We start from the raw sequence: 15,417 nt of genomic DNA, 5'->3' as shown, positions 1-15,417 counted from the left end.
GCTTTAGGACAATTCTGTCTGCCCCACAGCCAGCCCTTGCTCCATAAGGCTTAACCTAAGGTTGTCACTAATTTCATAGGGTTACTGATTTTCCCCCTTCGCTGGAACCCATCCCAAACGCTTGCTATAGGTCAACTACCCCTGCCGAAACATGGCATAACAACAGGCAACCCGTGGTTGCTATAACGCATGCGCACAGGGAGACACATCGCAATGCACCCATTACTCAAACGTTCGCTGCTTTTTGTCGGCGCCATTATTGTGGTCGTTGCCCTCCTCACCTGGGGAATTGGGCTGGATACAATTAAGGCGCGTCAGGTTGACCTGATTTACCTCGGGCAACAGCATTTAATCCTGGTATTCTCATCCATGTTCTTTGCCCTGCTGATAGGTATTCCCAGCGGCATTTTGTTGAGCCGCCCGTCAGCACGCGGTATCGCTGAATACGTGATGCAGATCTTTAACGTCGGTAATACCCTGCCGCCGCTGGCCGTTCTGGCGCTGGCAATGGTGGTGATTGGTATCGGTGATACGCCTGCGATTATCGCCCTGTTCCTCGCCTCGCTGCTGCCGATAGTGCGAAACACCTATGCCGGACTGTGCTCGGTTCCGGCGTCGTTACTGGAAGCGGCTAATGGCATTGGGATGACGAAATGGCAGCGTCTGCGCCAGGTCGAACTTCCCAACGCCTGGCCGGTAATGCTCTCCGGGATCCGCATTGCCACCGCCATCAACGTGGGTACCGCCCCGCTGGCCTTCCTGATTGGTGCCAGCAGCTACGGCGAACTGATTTTTCCCGGTATCTACCTCAACGACTTCCCGACGCTGATCCTCGGCGCGGCGGCCACCGCCCTGTTTGCTCTGATCCTCGACACCCTGCTGGCTGCGCTGGGTCGCGTGATGAGTCCACATCTCGCTCGATAACAATAACAAGGAGCTTTTATGAGACTGATATCCAGCCTGACGGCGCTGTGTGCCGCGGCACTGTTCACCAGCCAGGCGATAGCGGCCCCGCTGATCCTGGCGACCAAGAGCTTTACCGAGCAGCACATTCTCTCGGCCATGACCGTCCAGTATCTGCAAAAGAAGGGATTTCAGGTCCAGCCACAGACCAATATTGCCACGGTCATTTCCCGCAACGCGATGATCAACAAACAAATTGATATGACCTGGGAGTACACCGGCACGTCGTTAATCATTTTTAACCACATCAACAAGCGCATGTCGCCACAGGAGTCTTACGAGACGGTGAAACGCCTGGACGCGAAGCACGGTCTGGTATGGCTCAACCCCGCCAATATGAACAATACCTACGCCTTCGCCATGCAGCGTAAACGCGCCGAAGCGGAACACATCAACACCATGTCTGAAATGGTCGCAAAGATTGAGCAGATCCGTAAAACCGATCCGGATAAAAACTGGCTGCTGGGTCTGGACCTCGAATTTGCCGGACGCAGCGACGGGATGAAACCGCTGCAGGCGGCATACAACATGGAACTGGATCGCCCGCAGATCCGCCAGATGGACCCGGGCCTGGTCTATAACGCGGTGCGGGACGGTTTCGTCGATGCCGGGCTTATCTATACCACCGACGGGCGGGTAAAAGGTTTCGACCTGAAGGTGCTGGAAGATGATAAAGGCTTCTTCCCGAGCTATGCGGTCACTCCCGTGGTGCGTAAAGACACCCTTGACGCCAATCCGGGTCTGAAAGAGGCGCTGAATACTCTCTCCGCCCAGCTCAATAACGACGTTATCACCGAACTGAATAAGAAGGTGGATATCGACCATCAGTCACCGCAGCAGGTCGCCCGTGATTTCCTGCGTAGCAAACAGTTGCTGTAGGAGGCGCTATGGAGACGATTCACTACATTCTGGATAACTGGGACTATCTGTTAACCCTGACGCTGCAACACCTGTGGCTGGTGGCGCTGGCGGTTGGGCTAGCCATACTCATCGGCGTCCCTGTGGGGATTTTGATTGTCCGCCACAAATGGCTGGCGACGCCGGTGCTGGGGATTGCCACCATCGTGCTGACAATACCGTCCATTGCGCTGTTTGGCCTGATGATCCCGCTCTTTTCGCTGATCGGTCAGGGCATTGGTGCCCTGCCCGCTATCACGGCGGTGTTTCTCTACTCGTTGCTGCCAATTGTGCGTAATACCCATACCGCGCTGGACAGCCTGCCGCCGGGCCTGCGTGAAGCCGGACGCGGTATCGGGATGACCTTCTGGCAGCGTTTGCGCTGGGTTGAAATCCCGATGGCACTGCCGGTGATTTTTGGCGGTATCCGCACCGCCGTCGTGATGAACATCGGCGTGATGGCCATTGCCGCAGTGATTGGCGCTGGCGGTCTTGGCCTGCTGCTGCTTAACGGCATCGGCGGTAGCGATATTCGTATGTTAATTGCGGGTGCGCTGATGATCTGTCTTTTAGCGATTGTGCTCGACTGGCTGCTGCATCGTCTGCAGGTCGTTCTGACTCCAAAGGGGATACGATAATGATAAAACTGGAAAACCTCACCAAACAATTTTCGCAGAAACACGGCCAGAGCGTTAAGGCCGTCGACAACGTCAACCTCAACGTGCCTGAAGGGGAAATGTGCGTCCTGCTCGGCCCGTCAGGCTGTGGGAAAACCACCACCCTGAAGATGATTAACCGTCTGATCGCACCAAGCAGCGGCACGATCCTGATTAACGGTGAAGACACCAGCGGGATGGATACCGTGACCCTGCGCCGCAATATTGGCTACGTTATTCAGCAGATTGGTCTGTTCCCGAACATGACCATTGAGGAAAACATCACCGTGGTGCCGCGCATGCTGGGCTGGGATAAAGCCCGATGTAAAACCCGCGCTGAAGAGCTGATGGATATGGTGGCCATGGACCCGCATAAATTTCTCAACCGCTATCCGCGTGAAATGTCCGGCGGTCAGCAGCAGCGTATCGGCGTGATCCGCGCCCTGGCGGCGGATCCTCCGGTACTGCTGATGGATGAACCGTTCGGTGCGGTGGACCCGATAAACCGCGAGGTGATCCAGAACCAGTTCCTGGAGATGCAGCGTAAACTGAAAAAGACCGTGATGCTGGTCAGCCATGACATCGACGAGGCCCTGAAGCTTGGGGATCGTATCGCCGTCTTCCGCCAGGGGCGTATTGTCCAGTGCGCCAGCCCGGACGAACTGCTGGCAAAACCGGCGAACGAGTTCGTCGGCTCGTTTGTCGGCCAGGACCGTACGCTCAAGCGTTTGCTGCTGGTATCGGCAGGTGATGTCACCGACCAGCAACCGACCCTCACCGTGCGGGGCTCTACCCTGCTTTCTGAGGCCTTTGCAACCATGGATGACAACGATATTCGCGCCATTACCGTCGTGGACGATCGGGGTAAACCGCTGGGCTTTGTGAAGCGTCGGGAAGCGCGTAATGCCAGCGGCACCTGTGCCGATATCCTGCATCCGTTCCGTATGACCGGCAAAGCGGAGGATAACCTGCGCGTGGTGCTTTCACGGTTGTATGAGAGCAACACCAGCTGGATGCCGATTGTCGACGAAGAGGGCCGCTATAACGGTGAGATCTCGCAGGATTATATTGCCGAGTATCTCAGCTCCGGCCGTACGCGCCGGGCGCTGAATATTCACAGCGAGAGTTAAGCGAAAACACTCCGCCGGGCGGGCCAGACGTATGGCGCTGACCTGCCCGGCGACACGCTCCCCCACAGCGCATTTGCTCAGGCCGACACGGTTCATCGCACGCATACCTTTTGCTAACCCCGCGATTTCCCCTCACAATATTGTATCTCCCACGTTTAATTGCGGCCCATGCAACGTCTTCACGCTTATCCCGACATCCGCGCGATGTTTCGCAGACTTCTGATTGCCACCCTTACCGGCATACTGGCCGCGCTGGCCGTCGCGGTGTTCCGCCACAGCATGTATCTGCTGGAGTGGCTGTTTCTCAGTAACAACAGCGGCAGTCTGGTGAATGCCGCGGCGGCGTTATCTCCGTGGCGTCGCGCGTTGACGCCCGCGCTGGGAGGGCTGGCGGCGGGGTTACTGTTGTGGGGATGGCAGCGGCTTACGGCGCAACGTCCTCATGCGCCGACAGATTATATGGAAGCACTGGAGACGGGCGACGGCCAGTTTGATTATGGCTCGAGCCTCGTAAAATCCCTTGCGTCACTGCTGGTTGTCTCCAGCGGGAGCGCCATCGGCCGCGAAGGTGCCATGATCCTGCTTGCGGCGCTGGCCGCCTCCTTTTTCGCCCAACGCTTTACGCCGAAATCCGAATGGAAATTATGGATTGCCTGCGGAGCCGCGGCCGGGATGGCCAGCGCCTATCACGCGCCCCTGGCCGGCAGCCTGTTTATTGCCGAAATTCTGTTTGGCACGCTGATGCTGGCCTCGCTCGGGCCGGTGGTGATTGCGGCGGTGGTAGCCCTGCTTACCACGCGACTCTTAGCGCCCGGTGCCGGTACGCTCTATGACGTCCATCTGAGTGGCCTACTCAGTGCGACAGATTATGGCCTGCTTGTCGTGACAGGCCTGCTGGCGGGACTGTGCGGACCGCTGCTGATGTGGCTTATGGCGTTCAGCCATTCGTTATTTCTGCGTCTCCGGCTCTCGCCGCCCTGGCAACTGGCGCTCGGCGGAGCGATCGTCGGGCTGCTGTCGCTCCTGACGCCTGACGTGTGGGGGAATGGCTACAGCGTGGTTCAGGCTTTTCTGCTCGCCCCACCGCTGCTGTCCGTGATAGCAGGTGTATTTATCTGTAAATTGCTGGCGGTACTGGCAAGCAGCGGTTCTGGCGCGCCGGGCGGGGTTTTCACACCGACGTTGTTTGTCGGCATGGCCACAGGAATGCTGTTTGCACAACTCTTCGGGCTGTGGTTTCCGGGGTCTGAAACGGTGATTTTGCTGGGGCTGGCAGGCATGGCGACGTTACTCGCCGCGACGACCCACGCGCCCATTATGTCTGCGTTGATGGTCTGTGAAATGACCGGGCAGTATTTTTTGCTGCCCGGTTTGCTGATTGCCTGCGTGATCGCGTCCGTCTTGTCGCGGACGTTACGCCACGACTCTATCTACGGACAACATGCGACCGAGGGAAGAGAGATCGATGTACTGCGCTAATTCACGCTGTTCGGCACGTGGCAGATAAGGCAGCTCACCCACCAACGGTCCCGGCAGTTTTTTGCTGAGCACGTCGATGATTTCCGCGTAGTGCGCCAGGCCCGGGTTGATACGGTTTGCGACCCAGCCAATCAACGGCAATCCGTCATTGGCAATCGCCTGCGCCGTCAGAAGCGCATGGTTGATGCACCCTTCCTGAATACCGACCACCATGATCACCGGCAGTTGCTCCTGCACCACCCACTCAGAAAGCGGGCGCAGATCGTTCATCAGGCTGCGCCATCCGCCGGTACCTTCCACCACGACATGATCGGCCATCTCGCTCAGGTTCGCCAGACCGTCGGACAACAGGGTGTAATTAATCAGACCGCTGTGCGCCACGCTGCTTTCATCTTCGCTTAAGGCAATGGGATTGATCGCGTGATATGGCAGTTCCAGTGACGAGACGCTTTGTAACACCAGGGCGTCTTTATTCCGCAATCCTTCGGGCGTCTCTTTACTGCCTTTTGCGACCGGTTTGTACCCTGCAACGCGTTTACCGCTTGCTGCCAGAGCCTGTAGCAACGCGCGGGATACAACGGTCTTGCCGACAGAGGTATCTGTACCCGTAACAAAGAAACGCTTAAGCATGACTCATTCCACCTCTTGGGTATGCTTCGAAAATATAAACCAGAGAAATAATTCAGTGGGGGAAGTCTACGGGATGCGTGCGCTACCCAGCTTGAGATAGCGCAATTTTTCGTACATCTGCGGAAAAGAGTTAACCCTGTAACAGGCGGATCAGCAGCGAGCCGTTATACATGGCGTCCTTGACCAGGGCTGCACCAGCCATGGTGCCCTGATTGGAAAACTGGGTGCTTTCCACGGCAATATTTTTGCTGTAGGCCGGGAGCGCCTGTTGATGAATACAGGCCGAGATAGCCGGGAAGAGGATTTCCGCCGCCTGACTCAGCGGTGAGCCAATCAGGATTTTTTGCGGGTTGAAGAGATTCACCATAATGGCCAGAATGCGGCCAACGTTATTCCCCACTCCGGTAATAATATCCTTTGCCAGCAGATCCCCCTGACGCGCTGCGGCGCAGAGTGAATCGACGGTCAACGGTTGTCCGTGTAGCGAAGAGCTCATGGACTGGCTGAGCCTGACCTGCGCCAGCTCCAGCACGCTTTCCACGCTGGCGATGGTTTCCAGACAGCCATGGTTGCCGCAGTAACAGCGCTTGCCGTAGGGATCGACCTGCGTGTGGCCGATTTCGACCAGGCTACTGCTTCCGGCATGCAGAAGGCGTCCGTCGGTGATGACGCCCGCCCCGACGTTATGGTCAATCACCACCTGAATCACGTCCCTTGCGCCGCGGGATGCGCCAAACAGCGCCTCCGCCATCGTCCAGGCGCTGATGTCATGCTGAATATAGACCGGCACGCCGGTGTGATTTTTCAGCACCTCGCCCAGCGGCATCTCTTTAACATCGTCGTAGAACGGCATGCGGTGCACGATTCCATTTTCGGTATCAATAATACCCGGCATGGTGATCGCAATGGCCGTTAAGCGTTCAAGGCGTTGCTGATGGCGAATAAAGAAGTGATCGATATGGGTGACAATGACATCGAGGAGCGATTGTTCAGCCTTGAGCGGCAGTTCCAGCCGGTCTTCTACCACCAGCTTGCTGCTTAAATCGCGCAGGGCAAGGAAGATCTCTCCCCGGCTAATGCGCAGTGACAGGTAGTGCCACGCTTCGGTCTCCACCACCAGGCCGACCGCCGGACGGCCGCGGCTGCCCGGCTCCTGAATTTCCGTCTCCTGGACCAGGTGGGCTTCCAGCATTTCACGAACAATCTTGGTAATACTGGCAGGTGCCAGTTGTGCCAGGCGCGAAAGATCGATACGCGAAACCGGGCCAAGCTGATCAATCAGGCGATAAACCGCGCCAGCGTTGGTCTGCTTAATCTGATCAATGTGCCCTGGCTGACTATCAGCAACCACCTCGTACTCCCTTATTTTCGAGCATCGAAATAAACTGTGGGCTATGGTGAAGCACTTCAATGGCCGTCGTCAAATATTTACTTAGCCATGTGATTTACTGCACATTTTTACCCACTTTTCCCTCTAAATATCGTTCTGCAGAGGCGCTTAACAGCTGTGCTTTAAACCGCTGCGCTGCATGGCTCTGCTCATGATGTTTCGACCATACCAGCCACATTTCCGAAACAGCATCGTCTTCGGCGATAGCAACCCAGCGCATTTCACGCAATTGTACCCGTTTAAACGAGGCCGGAAGAATAGAGACACCCAGCCCCGCCGCGACAAGCCCAATGATGGTCATCGCTTCCCCGACTTCCTGCGTAATGATCGGGGCAAGATCGTAGCGTCGTAACAGGCCCAGAATATCGTCGTACAGACCGGTACCTACCTGCGGGTCGAAAAAAACAAACGGCTCTTTTGCCAGCTCTGCCAGCGTGACCGCCGAACGCGAGGCGAGCGGATGATCGTGCGGGATCATTGCCATTAACGGTTCGCGCAGAATAACCTGCCACGCCAGCGTATCCGGGAGATGGGTGTTACGCATCAGACCTAAATCAAGAGAACCTTCATTCAGCGGAGCGATTTGCTCGCGGGTATTAATTTCGCGCGTCTGAATATGCACATCCGGAAAATGCCGGCGAAACGACGACAGGGTCTGCGAAACAGCGCTGATAAACGGTGCAGACGAGGTAAACCCAATACGCAACTCTCCGGTTTCCCCGAGATAAAGCCGCTCTGCCCGGGCTGCCGCCTCATCCACCATACTGAGAATTTGTCGGCTGTCGGCCAGAAATTGCTTCCCGGCCGCCGTCAGGCTCACGCTGCGGTTGGTCCGTGCCAGAAGGCGCGCCCCGACCTGTTGCTCAAGGATCTGGATCTGCTGGCTTAGCGGGGGTTGTGAGATATTCAGTCTTGCCGCCGCGCGGCCAAAATGAAGCTCTTCAGCGACGGCGACAAAGTAGCGCAGATGACGCAGTTCGATATTCATATTTTTAAAGTATCATTTGAGATTATTAATATATTAGACAGAATATTTACATTTTCCTACTCTGATCGTGTGGTCATACCCGTCACCCGAAACCACGGGGATGTTTAAGCAAGGACATTGTGTGAGTCGTACATCTACCATTGATATCGATCCGGCCAGAGATATTGATGATTTACCCGCAGCATCGCAGCCGGTTCAGTTCATTAAACGTGGTACCCCCCAGTTCATGCGTGTCACGCTGGCGCTTTTCTCAGCGGGTCTGGCAACCTTCGCCCTGCTCTATTGCGTTCAGCCGATCCTGCCCGTTCTTTCCCATGAATTTGGCGTATCGCCTGCCAGCAGCAGTATTTCGCTCTCCATCTCTACCGGCATGCTGGCGATTGGTCTGCTTTTCACCGGGCCACTTTCCGACGCCATTGGCCGTAAACAGGTGATGGTTACCGCCCTGATGCTGGCTTCGATTTGTACGTTACTCTCCACGATGATGACCAGCTGGCACGGTATCCTGGTGATGCGCGCGCTGATTGGGTTATCCCTGAGCGGCGTGGCGGCGGTCGGGATGACCTATCTCAGCGAAGAGATCCACCCGAGCTTTGTCGCCTTCTCTATGGGGCTGTACATCAGCGGGAACTCGATTGGCGGAATGAGTGGACGTCTGCTGAGCGGGGTGTTTACGGACTTCTTTAACTGGCGTATTGCGCTGGCGGTGATCGGCTGCTTTGCCCTTGCGTCTGCGCTGATGTTCTGGAAAATCCTTCCGGAATCACGTCATTTTCGTTCCACCTCCCTGCGCCCGAAAACGCTGTTTATCAACTTCCGTCTGCACTGGCGTGACAAAGGGTTGCCGCTGCTGTTCCTGACCGGCTTTCTGCTGATGGGCTCATTCGTTACGTTGTTTAACTATATCGGCTATCGCCTGATGCTCTCCCCGTGGCACCTGAGCCAGGCGGTGGTAGGTCTGCTCTCTGTTGCGTATCTCACCGGTACGTGGAGTTCACCTAAAGCCGGAGCGATGACGGCCCGCTTTGGACGCGGTCCGGTTATGCTGGTCTCTACCGCCGTCATGCTGCTCGGCCTGTTGATGACCCTTTTCGCCTCCCTGTGGCTTATCTTCGCCGGGATGCTGCTTTTCTCTGCCGGTTTCTTCGCCGCTCACTCGGTGGCCAGCAGCTGGATTGGGCCACGCGCTCGCCGGGCCAAAGGCCAGGCGTCATCTTTGTATCTGTTCAGCTATTACCTCGGCTCCAGCTTTGCGGGGACGCTGGGTGGGGTGTTCTGGCATAACTATGGCTGGAACGGCGTGGGCGGTTTTATTGCGCTGATGCTCTGCGGGGCGCTGCTGGTAGGGACCCGTTTACACCAGCGGCTGCACTGATTCAGGGTTTGAAATCGAGCGTGTAGTTTTCCCCGATACGCTCATCAGGTACCACTGGGAGCACATGATCGTCACTGGCAGACTGTAAGGCCGCAATGGCGGCCTTACACAGTTCAGGATCGCTGCCTTTTACCACCTGAATGTTGGTCACATAGGTCGCGCCTTTGGGCTGGTGAATCTTTAACGAGCAGAGCTTCCCTTCATACTGCTCTGTGGTCGTCATCCTTTGTTTCACTGTTTCCACATACGCAAACGCCCATGCGTGCGCAGAGTCTTCTTCGGTGTTGAACGGAATCACCTCATGATGATGTGTCTGGCACCCCGTCAGCAACACTGCAATCCCTACACTCACAACCTTGTTCATTTTCCATCCGGCAGTCGTTTTTTTTAGGGTTATAACACAGCGTTACTGAACGAAATAGCACCAAACTCTAAGGGGTAATGGCTTGGATTCAGGCGGGAATTTTGATACTACTCACTCTTCATGCCTGAAACATCGCCTTGCAAAGAGAAAACGAAATGAGCGAAAACAGCCACTACCAACAACTCACCCGCACCTTCCAGCGCCTCTCCCGTTTCTCCCACCTCTCCTCCATCGCCAGCTGGGATATGTTTACCATGATGCCGCCGGGCGGCAGTGCCGCGCGCGGTGAAGCGCTGGCCGAAATGAGCGTTCTGCAACACCAGATCCTTACCGATAAAAAGGTGGGTGAATGGCTGTCCGCCGCGGCCGGTGAGGACCTGAATGATATTGAACAAGCCAACCTGCGTGAAATGACGCGTCATTACCAGCAGGCGTCGCTGTTGCCGGAAGCGCTGGTGGAAGCCAAATCGCTGGCAGGCAGCAAATGTGAGCACGCCTGGCGTACTCAGCGTCCGGCCAATGACTGGCAGGGGTTTGCCGCCAACCTGAAAGAGGTCGTCAAACTGAGCCGCGAGGAGGCTCGTCTGCGTGCTGAAGCCAAAGGCTGCAGCCCTTACGACGCGCTGCTGGATATTTTCGAGCCGGACATGACCAGTGCGCGTCTGGACGTACTGTTCGCGGATATGAAATCCTGGCTGCCGGACCTGCTGGCAAACGTTGTGGAAAAACAGGCTCAGCAGTCGTTCGTTCCGCCGCAGGGCCCCTTCCCGACGGCAACGCAGCGTGAACTTGGGCTTGAAGCCATGAAGATGCTCGGCTTTGATTTTAACGGCGGTCGCCTGGACGTCAGTGCACACCCGTTCTGCGGTGGCGTGCCGGAAGATGTGCGCATCACCACGCGTTATGATGAGGACGAGCTGCTCAGCGCGCTGTTTGGCGTGATCCACGAAACTGGACACGCGCGCTACGAGCAAAACCTGCCGCGAACGTGGGCCGGTCAACCTGTCGCGCTGGCCCGTTCAACGGCGATCCACGAATCCCAGAGCCTGTTCTTTGAGATGCAGCTGGGGCGCAGCGACGCTTTCCTTAAACATCTCCTCCCTGCGGTTCACGCCCGTTTTGGCAGTCAGGCGGCGTTCAGTGAAGAGAACTTTATTGCCTGGAACCAGCGCGTGAAGCCGGGCTATATCCGCGTCGATGCCGACGAAGTCAGCTACCCGGCACATGTGGTGCTGCGCTATGAAATTGAGCGTGCGCTGATCAATGGCGATATCGAGGTGGATGACATTCCGGCACTGTGGGATGAGAAAATGCAGGCCTGGCTCGGGTTATCAACCAAAGATAACTACCGCAACGGCTGTATGCAGGACATTCACTGGACCGACGGCGGTTTTGGCTACTTCCCGTCCTACACGCTCGGCGCGATGTACGCCGCGCAATTGTTCCATGCGGCCAAAACGGCGCTGCCGGGTCTGCAGTCCTCCATCGCTGAGGGCGATTTCTCCGCCCTGTTTGACTGGCTGCGTCAGAACATCTGGCAGCACGGTAGCCGCTTCACCACTTCGCAACTGATTACCCAGGCGACGGGTGAAGACCTGAATATCCGTTACTTCCGCGAGCATTTGACGTCCCGTTATCTGTAATCCAGCGGCCGGAGTACACTCCGGCCGTTTTCCTTTTGCGCACCCTTTACCGCCCTTTGTACATTCCGTTACACGCCGATACCAATCACTCACGGAAACCCCGAATTTACAGGGATATAGTTCTTTCAACGGCCCCGCAGTGGGGTTAAATGAAAAACCAAATTCGAGGGTATGAACATGAAAAAAGTATTAGCTCTGGTTGTTGCCGCTGCTATGGGTCTGTCTTCTGCTGCGTTTGCTGCTGAAACCACTGCTGCACCGGCTGCTGCTGCGCCAGCTGCAACGACGACTGCTGCTCCGGCAAAAACCGTACACCACAAGAAACACCATAAAGCCGCTAAACCTGCTGCAGAGCAAAAAGCCCAGGCTGCTAAAAAACACCACAAAAAAGCCGTTAAACAAGATGCCGCTAAACCGGCTGTAGAGCAGAAAGCGCAGGCCGCTAAAAAGCACCACAAAAAAGCGACCAAACCTGCTGTAGAACAGAAAGCCCAGGCGGCTAAAAAGCATCACAAAAAAGCAGTAAAACACGAAGCTGCTAAACCAGCTGCACAGCCAGCTGCGTAAGAGTACAAGCTTAACCGTGCCTTTCGGGGCACGTTGGTAAACCGGCGCTGAACCGGAAAGGTCCAGCGCCGTTTTTTTTATCCGGAGGGCGTATGCTGCGGCGCTATCGGTTTGAGCTGATTCTTATCCTGCTTATTTTATGCGCGCTCATCGCAAGCCATTTTTATCTTTCCTGATCGTAGCACGCTGATTTTACTCCCACTTTAGCGCTGTCCCGTCTATAGTATTTTCATAGGGTTCACTTTTAATAATCATAATTGCCCCCACCAGAGTGTGATATGCGTAAATCTGTTGTGTTGTTACTGGGAACGTTTGGTCTTTTTTCTGGATTCTCACATGCGGATGATGGCGGTGATGAAACCATTAGCGCGAAAGAGCTTAAAACGCTGTTTTTCGGTCATGACGATCGTACGCGCGTCGCCGATCCTACCCAGGCACCCTGGGACGCTATCGGGCAACTGGAAACCGCCAGCGGTAATTTATGTACCGCTACGCTGATTACCCCGCAACTTGCCCTGACGGCAGGCCACTGCCTGCTGACACCGCCAGACGGCAAGCCAGACAAAGCCGTTGCCCTGCGATTTGTGTCGCAAAAAGGGATGTGGCGTTATGAAATTCACGGTATTGAGGGACGGGTTGATGCTTCCCTCGGCAAACGTCTGAAGCCTGACGGTGACGGCTGGATAGTGCCTCCGTCAGCGGCATCCTGGGATTTTGGCCTGATCATTTTGCGCTACCCGCCCTCTGGCATTACCCCGCTTCCGTTATTTGACGGAGACAAAGCCGCGCTCACTGCCGCACTGAAAGCCGCCGACCGTAAGGTGACGCAATCAGGCTACCCTGTCGATCATCTAGACGCGCTTTACACCCACACGGACTGTATTGTCACAGGATGGGCGCAAAACAGCGTGCTCTCGCATCAGTGCGATACGTTACCCGGTGACAGCGGCTCGCCGCTGATGTTAAAAACGGATAACGGCTGGCAGCTGATTGGTGTTCAAAGCTCTGCGCCAGCGGCAAAAGACAGATGGCGTGCAGATAACCGGGCCTTAGCCGTGACCGGTTTTCGTGACAAGCTGGAAGCACTGGCGCAGCAGTAATTCAGCACTGTCTGACCTGACGTAACGCCCTGATTGATTCAATCGGCATCGGCTGGCTGAACCAGAATCCCTGCAGCTGATCGCAGCCAGCCAGCCGTAACAATTTCATCTGCTTTTCGTTTTCCACCCCTTCAGCGACCACCGCCATGCCCAGGGCATTGGCGATCCTCACCGTCCCGCTCACCAGCGCCGCTGCCTGCTCATCGTTGTCCACCAGCCCGGCCAGTGATTTATCAATCTTAATGGTGTCGAAATTAAAACGCCGCAAATAGCCAATACTCGAATAGCCCGTGCCAAAATCATCCAGCGCCACCGCGGTGCCCAGCGCTTTAAGGTTGGCAATCGCCGTGCGGGCACGCTCGGGGTTTTCCAGCACATAGGTCTCCGTGACTTCGAGCTGGAGTCGCCTGGCCGGGAAACGGGTGCTTTCCAGAACCCAGGCCACTTTTTCTTCGAATTCAGGGTCGCGAAACTGCGCCGGGGAGATATTAACGGAGAGCTTTAATTCGCTGTACGGCTCCAGATCCTGGCAGGCACGCTGCAAAACAAACTGGCCCAGTTTGTAAATCAGCCCACTCGTTTCCGCAATGGAAATGAAGGTATCTGGACCGAGTTCGCCTTCCGGACGACGCGGCCAGCGAACCAGCGCTTCCACACTGCTCATTTTCTGACTGCGGGCGTCAATAATCGGCTGGTACCAGACCTCAAACTCGTCTCGCTCCAGTCCGTTACGGATCTGGTTTTCAATCGCAAGCTTGCGTTCCCGGGCGTTATTCAGCGCCGCGTCATAGTGGGTGACACGCCCTTTCCCGCTAATTTTGGAATGGTACATGGCGATATCGGCGCGGCGAAACAGCTCGGAACTGGTGCATTCAATCAGGGTTCCGCTGGCAATCCCGATGCTGGCGCCGATATGAATGGTGCGCTCCCCCAGACGAATAGGGGTATTGAGAAAATCCAGTACGGATTCAGCAAAGGTGGTCGCCAGCGCTTCTGCCCCTTCACCGCCGATGGTCATGGCAAACTCATCGCCTCCCATGCGCGCCAGCATCCCGCCCGGTGGAACGCATTCATTCAGCGTTTTGGCAATGGTCACAATGAGATCGTCACCGACGCTGTGGCCGTAGATATCGTTGACGTCCTTGAAGCCATCCAGATCGATAAACACCACGCTTTTGACGTCAATATCGCCACGCAAACTCACGCGGTCCAGCGCTTCAATGAGTGCGCGGCGGTTCGGCAGATGGCTTAGCCAGTCCGTTCTGGCGACCAGACGCGCCTGGCTTTCTCCGCGGGCCAGTTTGTACAGGCCCACGCAGCTCACCATAATGAACAGCAGGATCAGCACCGATGCCAGCACCACTATCTGCGTGATATCAGATGATGCGGCCCGGGCCGCCTGCGCGCCAGGAAGGCGTGCCTGCCAGTTGAGGTAACCCAGTAACTCCCCAGCAGAACTGCGCAGCGGCATACTCAGACTGTTGATTTTATCCGGGGTAAAGTTGAGGTTATCAATCTGAAAGGTCTGCCCCAGATCGGATAATATGCCGCTATTCAAATGGCGGGTAATCACCAGATAGCGGCGTGTACCGTCGTTAACCTGCAATCGCCCGATCATCGGTCGGATCAGCCCTATTCCGACAAACGCGACGCCGTGACGCGTTCGGGTGATCCCGGCATAAATATTCTTCTGGCTAGGTAACTCACGTCCGTGCTGCTGAATAAGCGCTTGCAGGCCTTTGCCAAAAAAGTCGAGATTCGTCTCCGCAAAAGGCTGGCTTTGAAACGATCCCCAGATAACGTTGAAATGCTCATCCAGCACGAAAGTGCCGTCATAGAGGTTATTGACTTTAAAGCCCGCTCCCCAGGTGTTGTATAACCATTCGGTATCGAGCTTTGGGCGGTAGACCTCGCGTACCGCATCGTCCCAGACGGCATTATCTATCACCAGGGTCGAGACACGGTTAACCGACGTTTGTATCGCACCCTGCACGGAAAGCGTGGTGCGGTGCTCGTCAATTTCATTGGTTTTGGTGCTGATCAGGTGCAGAGATAAATAGAGCAGCGCGACAATGGAGATGATTAAGCCGATCCCCGCCATGAAGATCATGGCAAACAATGTTCTCGCGGTGGGAATATTGCGCCAGCTTAATGTGCGATACATTAGCCATCCTCTTCAATGTTTTGCTTTTTTTAAGAGTAATACAGGCAGCGAATTTCGCTGCCTGTAAATAA

14 protein-coding genes are annotated in these 15,417 nt (G+C 55.9%); 9 read left to right on the top strand and 5 right to left on the bottom strand.

Annotation, left to right across the window (positions count from 1 at the left end):
- The first annotated feature begins 213 nt into the window (after positions 1 to 213).
- The 5 genes from osmY (at position 214) to clcB (ending at position 5,125) form a co-directional block, all read left to right on the top strand.
- The gene (gene osmY, locus ACMGG3_RS05935) at positions 214 to 924 is read left to right on the top strand and encodes an osmoprotectant ABC transporter permease OsmY (protein ID WP_068794563.1); all 711 of its coding nucleotides are present in this window, start codon (positions 214 to 216) and stop codon (positions 922 to 924) included.
- Between the two features lie 18 nt (positions 925 to 942).
- Positions 943 to 1,842, top strand: coding sequence for an osmoprotectant ABC transporter substrate-binding protein OsmX (gene osmX, locus ACMGG3_RS05930; RefSeq protein WP_414149682.1), 900 nt, complete (start codon positions 943 to 945; stop codon positions 1,840 to 1,842).
- Between the two features lie 8 nt (positions 1,843 to 1,850).
- Positions 1,851 to 2,498: an osmoprotectant ABC transporter permease OsmW gene (gene osmW / locus ACMGG3_RS05925; RefSeq protein WP_108648367.1), complete on the top strand. Its 648-nt coding sequence runs from the start codon at positions 1,851 to 1,853 to the stop codon at positions 2,496 to 2,498.
- The gene (osmV, locus tag ACMGG3_RS05920; protein ID WP_047357361.1) at positions 2,498 to 3,646 is read left to right on the top strand and encodes an osmoprotectant ABC transporter ATP-binding protein OsmV; all 1,149 of its coding nucleotides are present in this window, start codon (positions 2,498 to 2,500) and stop codon (positions 3,644 to 3,646) included. The genes osmW and osmV overlap by 1 nt, the downstream gene beginning before the upstream one ends.
- Before the next feature lie 168 nt (positions 3,647 to 3,814).
- Positions 3,815 to 5,125, top strand: a complete 1,311-nt coding sequence (gene clcB / locus ACMGG3_RS05915) for a voltage-gated ClC-type chloride channel ClcB (RefSeq protein WP_108648369.1) — start codon at positions 3,815 to 3,817, stop codon at positions 5,123 to 5,125.
- Here clcB and bioD read toward each other — a convergent pair.
- The 3 genes from bioD to ACMGG3_RS05900 all read right to left on the bottom strand — a co-directional run bounded on the left by bioD (position 5,060) and on the right by ACMGG3_RS05900 (position 8,133).
- Positions 5,060 to 5,755, bottom strand: coding sequence for a dethiobiotin synthase (gene bioD / locus ACMGG3_RS05910; protein WP_014169857.1), 696 nt, complete (start codon positions 5,753 to 5,755; stop codon positions 5,060 to 5,062). The genes clcB and bioD overlap by 66 nt on opposite strands.
- A gap of 130 nt (positions 5,756 to 5,885) precedes the next feature.
- Complete coding sequence (mlc, locus tag ACMGG3_RS05905) at positions 5,886 to 7,106, bottom strand: sugar metabolism global transcriptional regulator Mlc (protein WP_044857727.1); 1,221 nt, start codon at positions 7,104 to 7,106, stop codon at positions 5,886 to 5,888.
- 94 nt (positions 7,107 to 7,200) lie between these two features.
- Positions 7,201 to 8,133 carry a LysR family transcriptional regulator gene (locus ACMGG3_RS05900; RefSeq protein WP_414149681.1) on the bottom strand — a complete coding sequence of 311 codons (933 nt, stop codon included), beginning with the start codon at positions 8,131 to 8,133 and terminating at the stop codon, positions 7,201 to 7,203.
- 121 nt (positions 8,134 to 8,254) lie between these two features.
- On the opposite strand from ACMGG3_RS05900, the gene ACMGG3_RS05895 reads away from it, so the two are divergent.
- Positions 8,255 to 9,508, top strand: coding sequence for an MFS transporter (locus ACMGG3_RS05895; protein WP_032681138.1), 1,254 nt, complete (start codon positions 8,255 to 8,257; stop codon positions 9,506 to 9,508).
- A gap of 1 nt (position 9,509) precedes the next feature.
- Here the strand turns inward: ACMGG3_RS05895 and ACMGG3_RS05890 are convergent, their stop codons facing one another.
- Positions 9,510 to 9,872 carry a cell envelope integrity protein TolA gene (locus ACMGG3_RS05890; protein WP_333096642.1) on the bottom strand — a complete coding sequence of 121 codons (363 nt, stop codon included), beginning with the start codon at positions 9,870 to 9,872 and terminating at the stop codon, positions 9,510 to 9,512.
- A 155-nt stretch (positions 9,873 to 10,027) separates the two neighbouring features.
- Between ACMGG3_RS05890 and ACMGG3_RS05885 the strand changes: the two genes are divergently transcribed.
- The 3 genes from ACMGG3_RS05885 (at position 10,028) to ACMGG3_RS05875 (ending at position 13,182) form a co-directional block, all read left to right on the top strand.
- Positions 10,028 to 11,515, top strand: coding sequence for a carboxypeptidase M32 (locus tag ACMGG3_RS05885; RefSeq protein ID WP_063925030.1), 1,488 nt, complete (start codon positions 10,028 to 10,030; stop codon positions 11,513 to 11,515).
- Between the two features lie 177 nt (positions 11,516 to 11,692).
- A complete protein-coding gene (gene asr, locus ACMGG3_RS05880; RefSeq protein WP_032670412.1) occupies positions 11,693 to 12,082 on the top strand; it encodes an acid resistance repetitive basic protein Asr in 390 nt (129 codons plus the stop codon).
- 278 nt (positions 12,083 to 12,360) lie between these two features.
- The gene (locus tag ACMGG3_RS05875; RefSeq protein WP_020884292.1) at positions 12,361 to 13,182 is read left to right on the top strand and encodes a trypsin-like serine peptidase; all 822 of its coding nucleotides are present in this window, start codon (positions 12,361 to 12,363) and stop codon (positions 13,180 to 13,182) included.
- A 1-nt stretch (position 13,183) separates the two neighbouring features.
- On the opposite strand, the gene ACMGG3_RS05870 is transcribed toward ACMGG3_RS05875, so the two are convergent.
- Positions 13,184 to 15,346 (bottom strand): bifunctional diguanylate cyclase/phosphodiesterase, encoded by a 2,163-nt coding sequence (locus ACMGG3_RS05870; RefSeq protein WP_020884293.1) that lies wholly within the window; start codon positions 15,344 to 15,346, stop codon positions 13,184 to 13,186.
- Positions 15,347 to 15,417: the final 71 nt, after the last annotated feature.

Origin of the sequence: Enterobacter sp. BNK-18, assembly GCF_047456135.1 — a bacterium.
GTDB classification, from domain to species: domain Bacteria; phylum Pseudomonadota; class Gammaproteobacteria; order Enterobacterales; family Enterobacteriaceae; genus Enterobacter; species Enterobacter ludwigii.
This window is presented reverse-complemented; position numbering and strand designations above follow the sequence as displayed.

Coding starts and splice junctions, on each gene's coding strand:
- osmY (WP_068794563.1), top strand. CDS start 214: ATGCACCCATTACTCAAACGTTCGCTGCTTTTTGTCGGCGCCATTATT.
- osmX (WP_414149682.1), top strand. CDS start 943: ATGAGACTGATATCCAGCCTGACGGCGCTGTGTGCCGCGGCACTGTTC.
- osmW (WP_108648367.1), top strand. CDS start 1,851: ATGGAGACGATTCACTACATTCTGGATAACTGGGACTATCTGTTAACC.
- osmV (WP_047357361.1), top strand. CDS start 2,498: ATGATAAAACTGGAAAACCTCACCAAACAATTTTCGCAGAAACACGGC.
- clcB (WP_108648369.1), top strand. CDS start 3,815: ATGCAACGTCTTCACGCTTATCCCGACATCCGCGCGATGTTTCGCAGA.
- bioD (WP_014169857.1), bottom strand. CDS start 5,755: ATGCTTAAGCGTTTCTTTGTTACGGGTACAGATACCTCTGTCGGCAAG.
- ACMGG3_RS05900 (WP_414149681.1), bottom strand. CDS start 8,133: ATGAATATCGAACTGCGTCATCTGCGCTACTTTGTCGCCGTCGCTGAA.
- ACMGG3_RS05890 (WP_333096642.1), bottom strand. CDS start 9,872: ATGAACAAGGTTGTGAGTGTAGGGATTGCAGTGTTGCTGACGGGGTGC.
- ACMGG3_RS05885 (WP_063925030.1), top strand. CDS start 10,028: ATGAGCGAAAACAGCCACTACCAACAACTCACCCGCACCTTCCAGCGC.
- asr (WP_032670412.1), top strand. CDS start 11,693: ATGAAAAAAGTATTAGCTCTGGTTGTTGCCGCTGCTATGGGTCTGTCT.
- ACMGG3_RS05875 (WP_020884292.1), top strand. CDS start 12,361: ATGCGTAAATCTGTTGTGTTGTTACTGGGAACGTTTGGTCTTTTTTCT.
- ACMGG3_RS05870 (WP_020884293.1), bottom strand. CDS start 15,346: ATGTATCGCACATTAAGCTGGCGCAATATTCCCACCGCGAGAACATTG.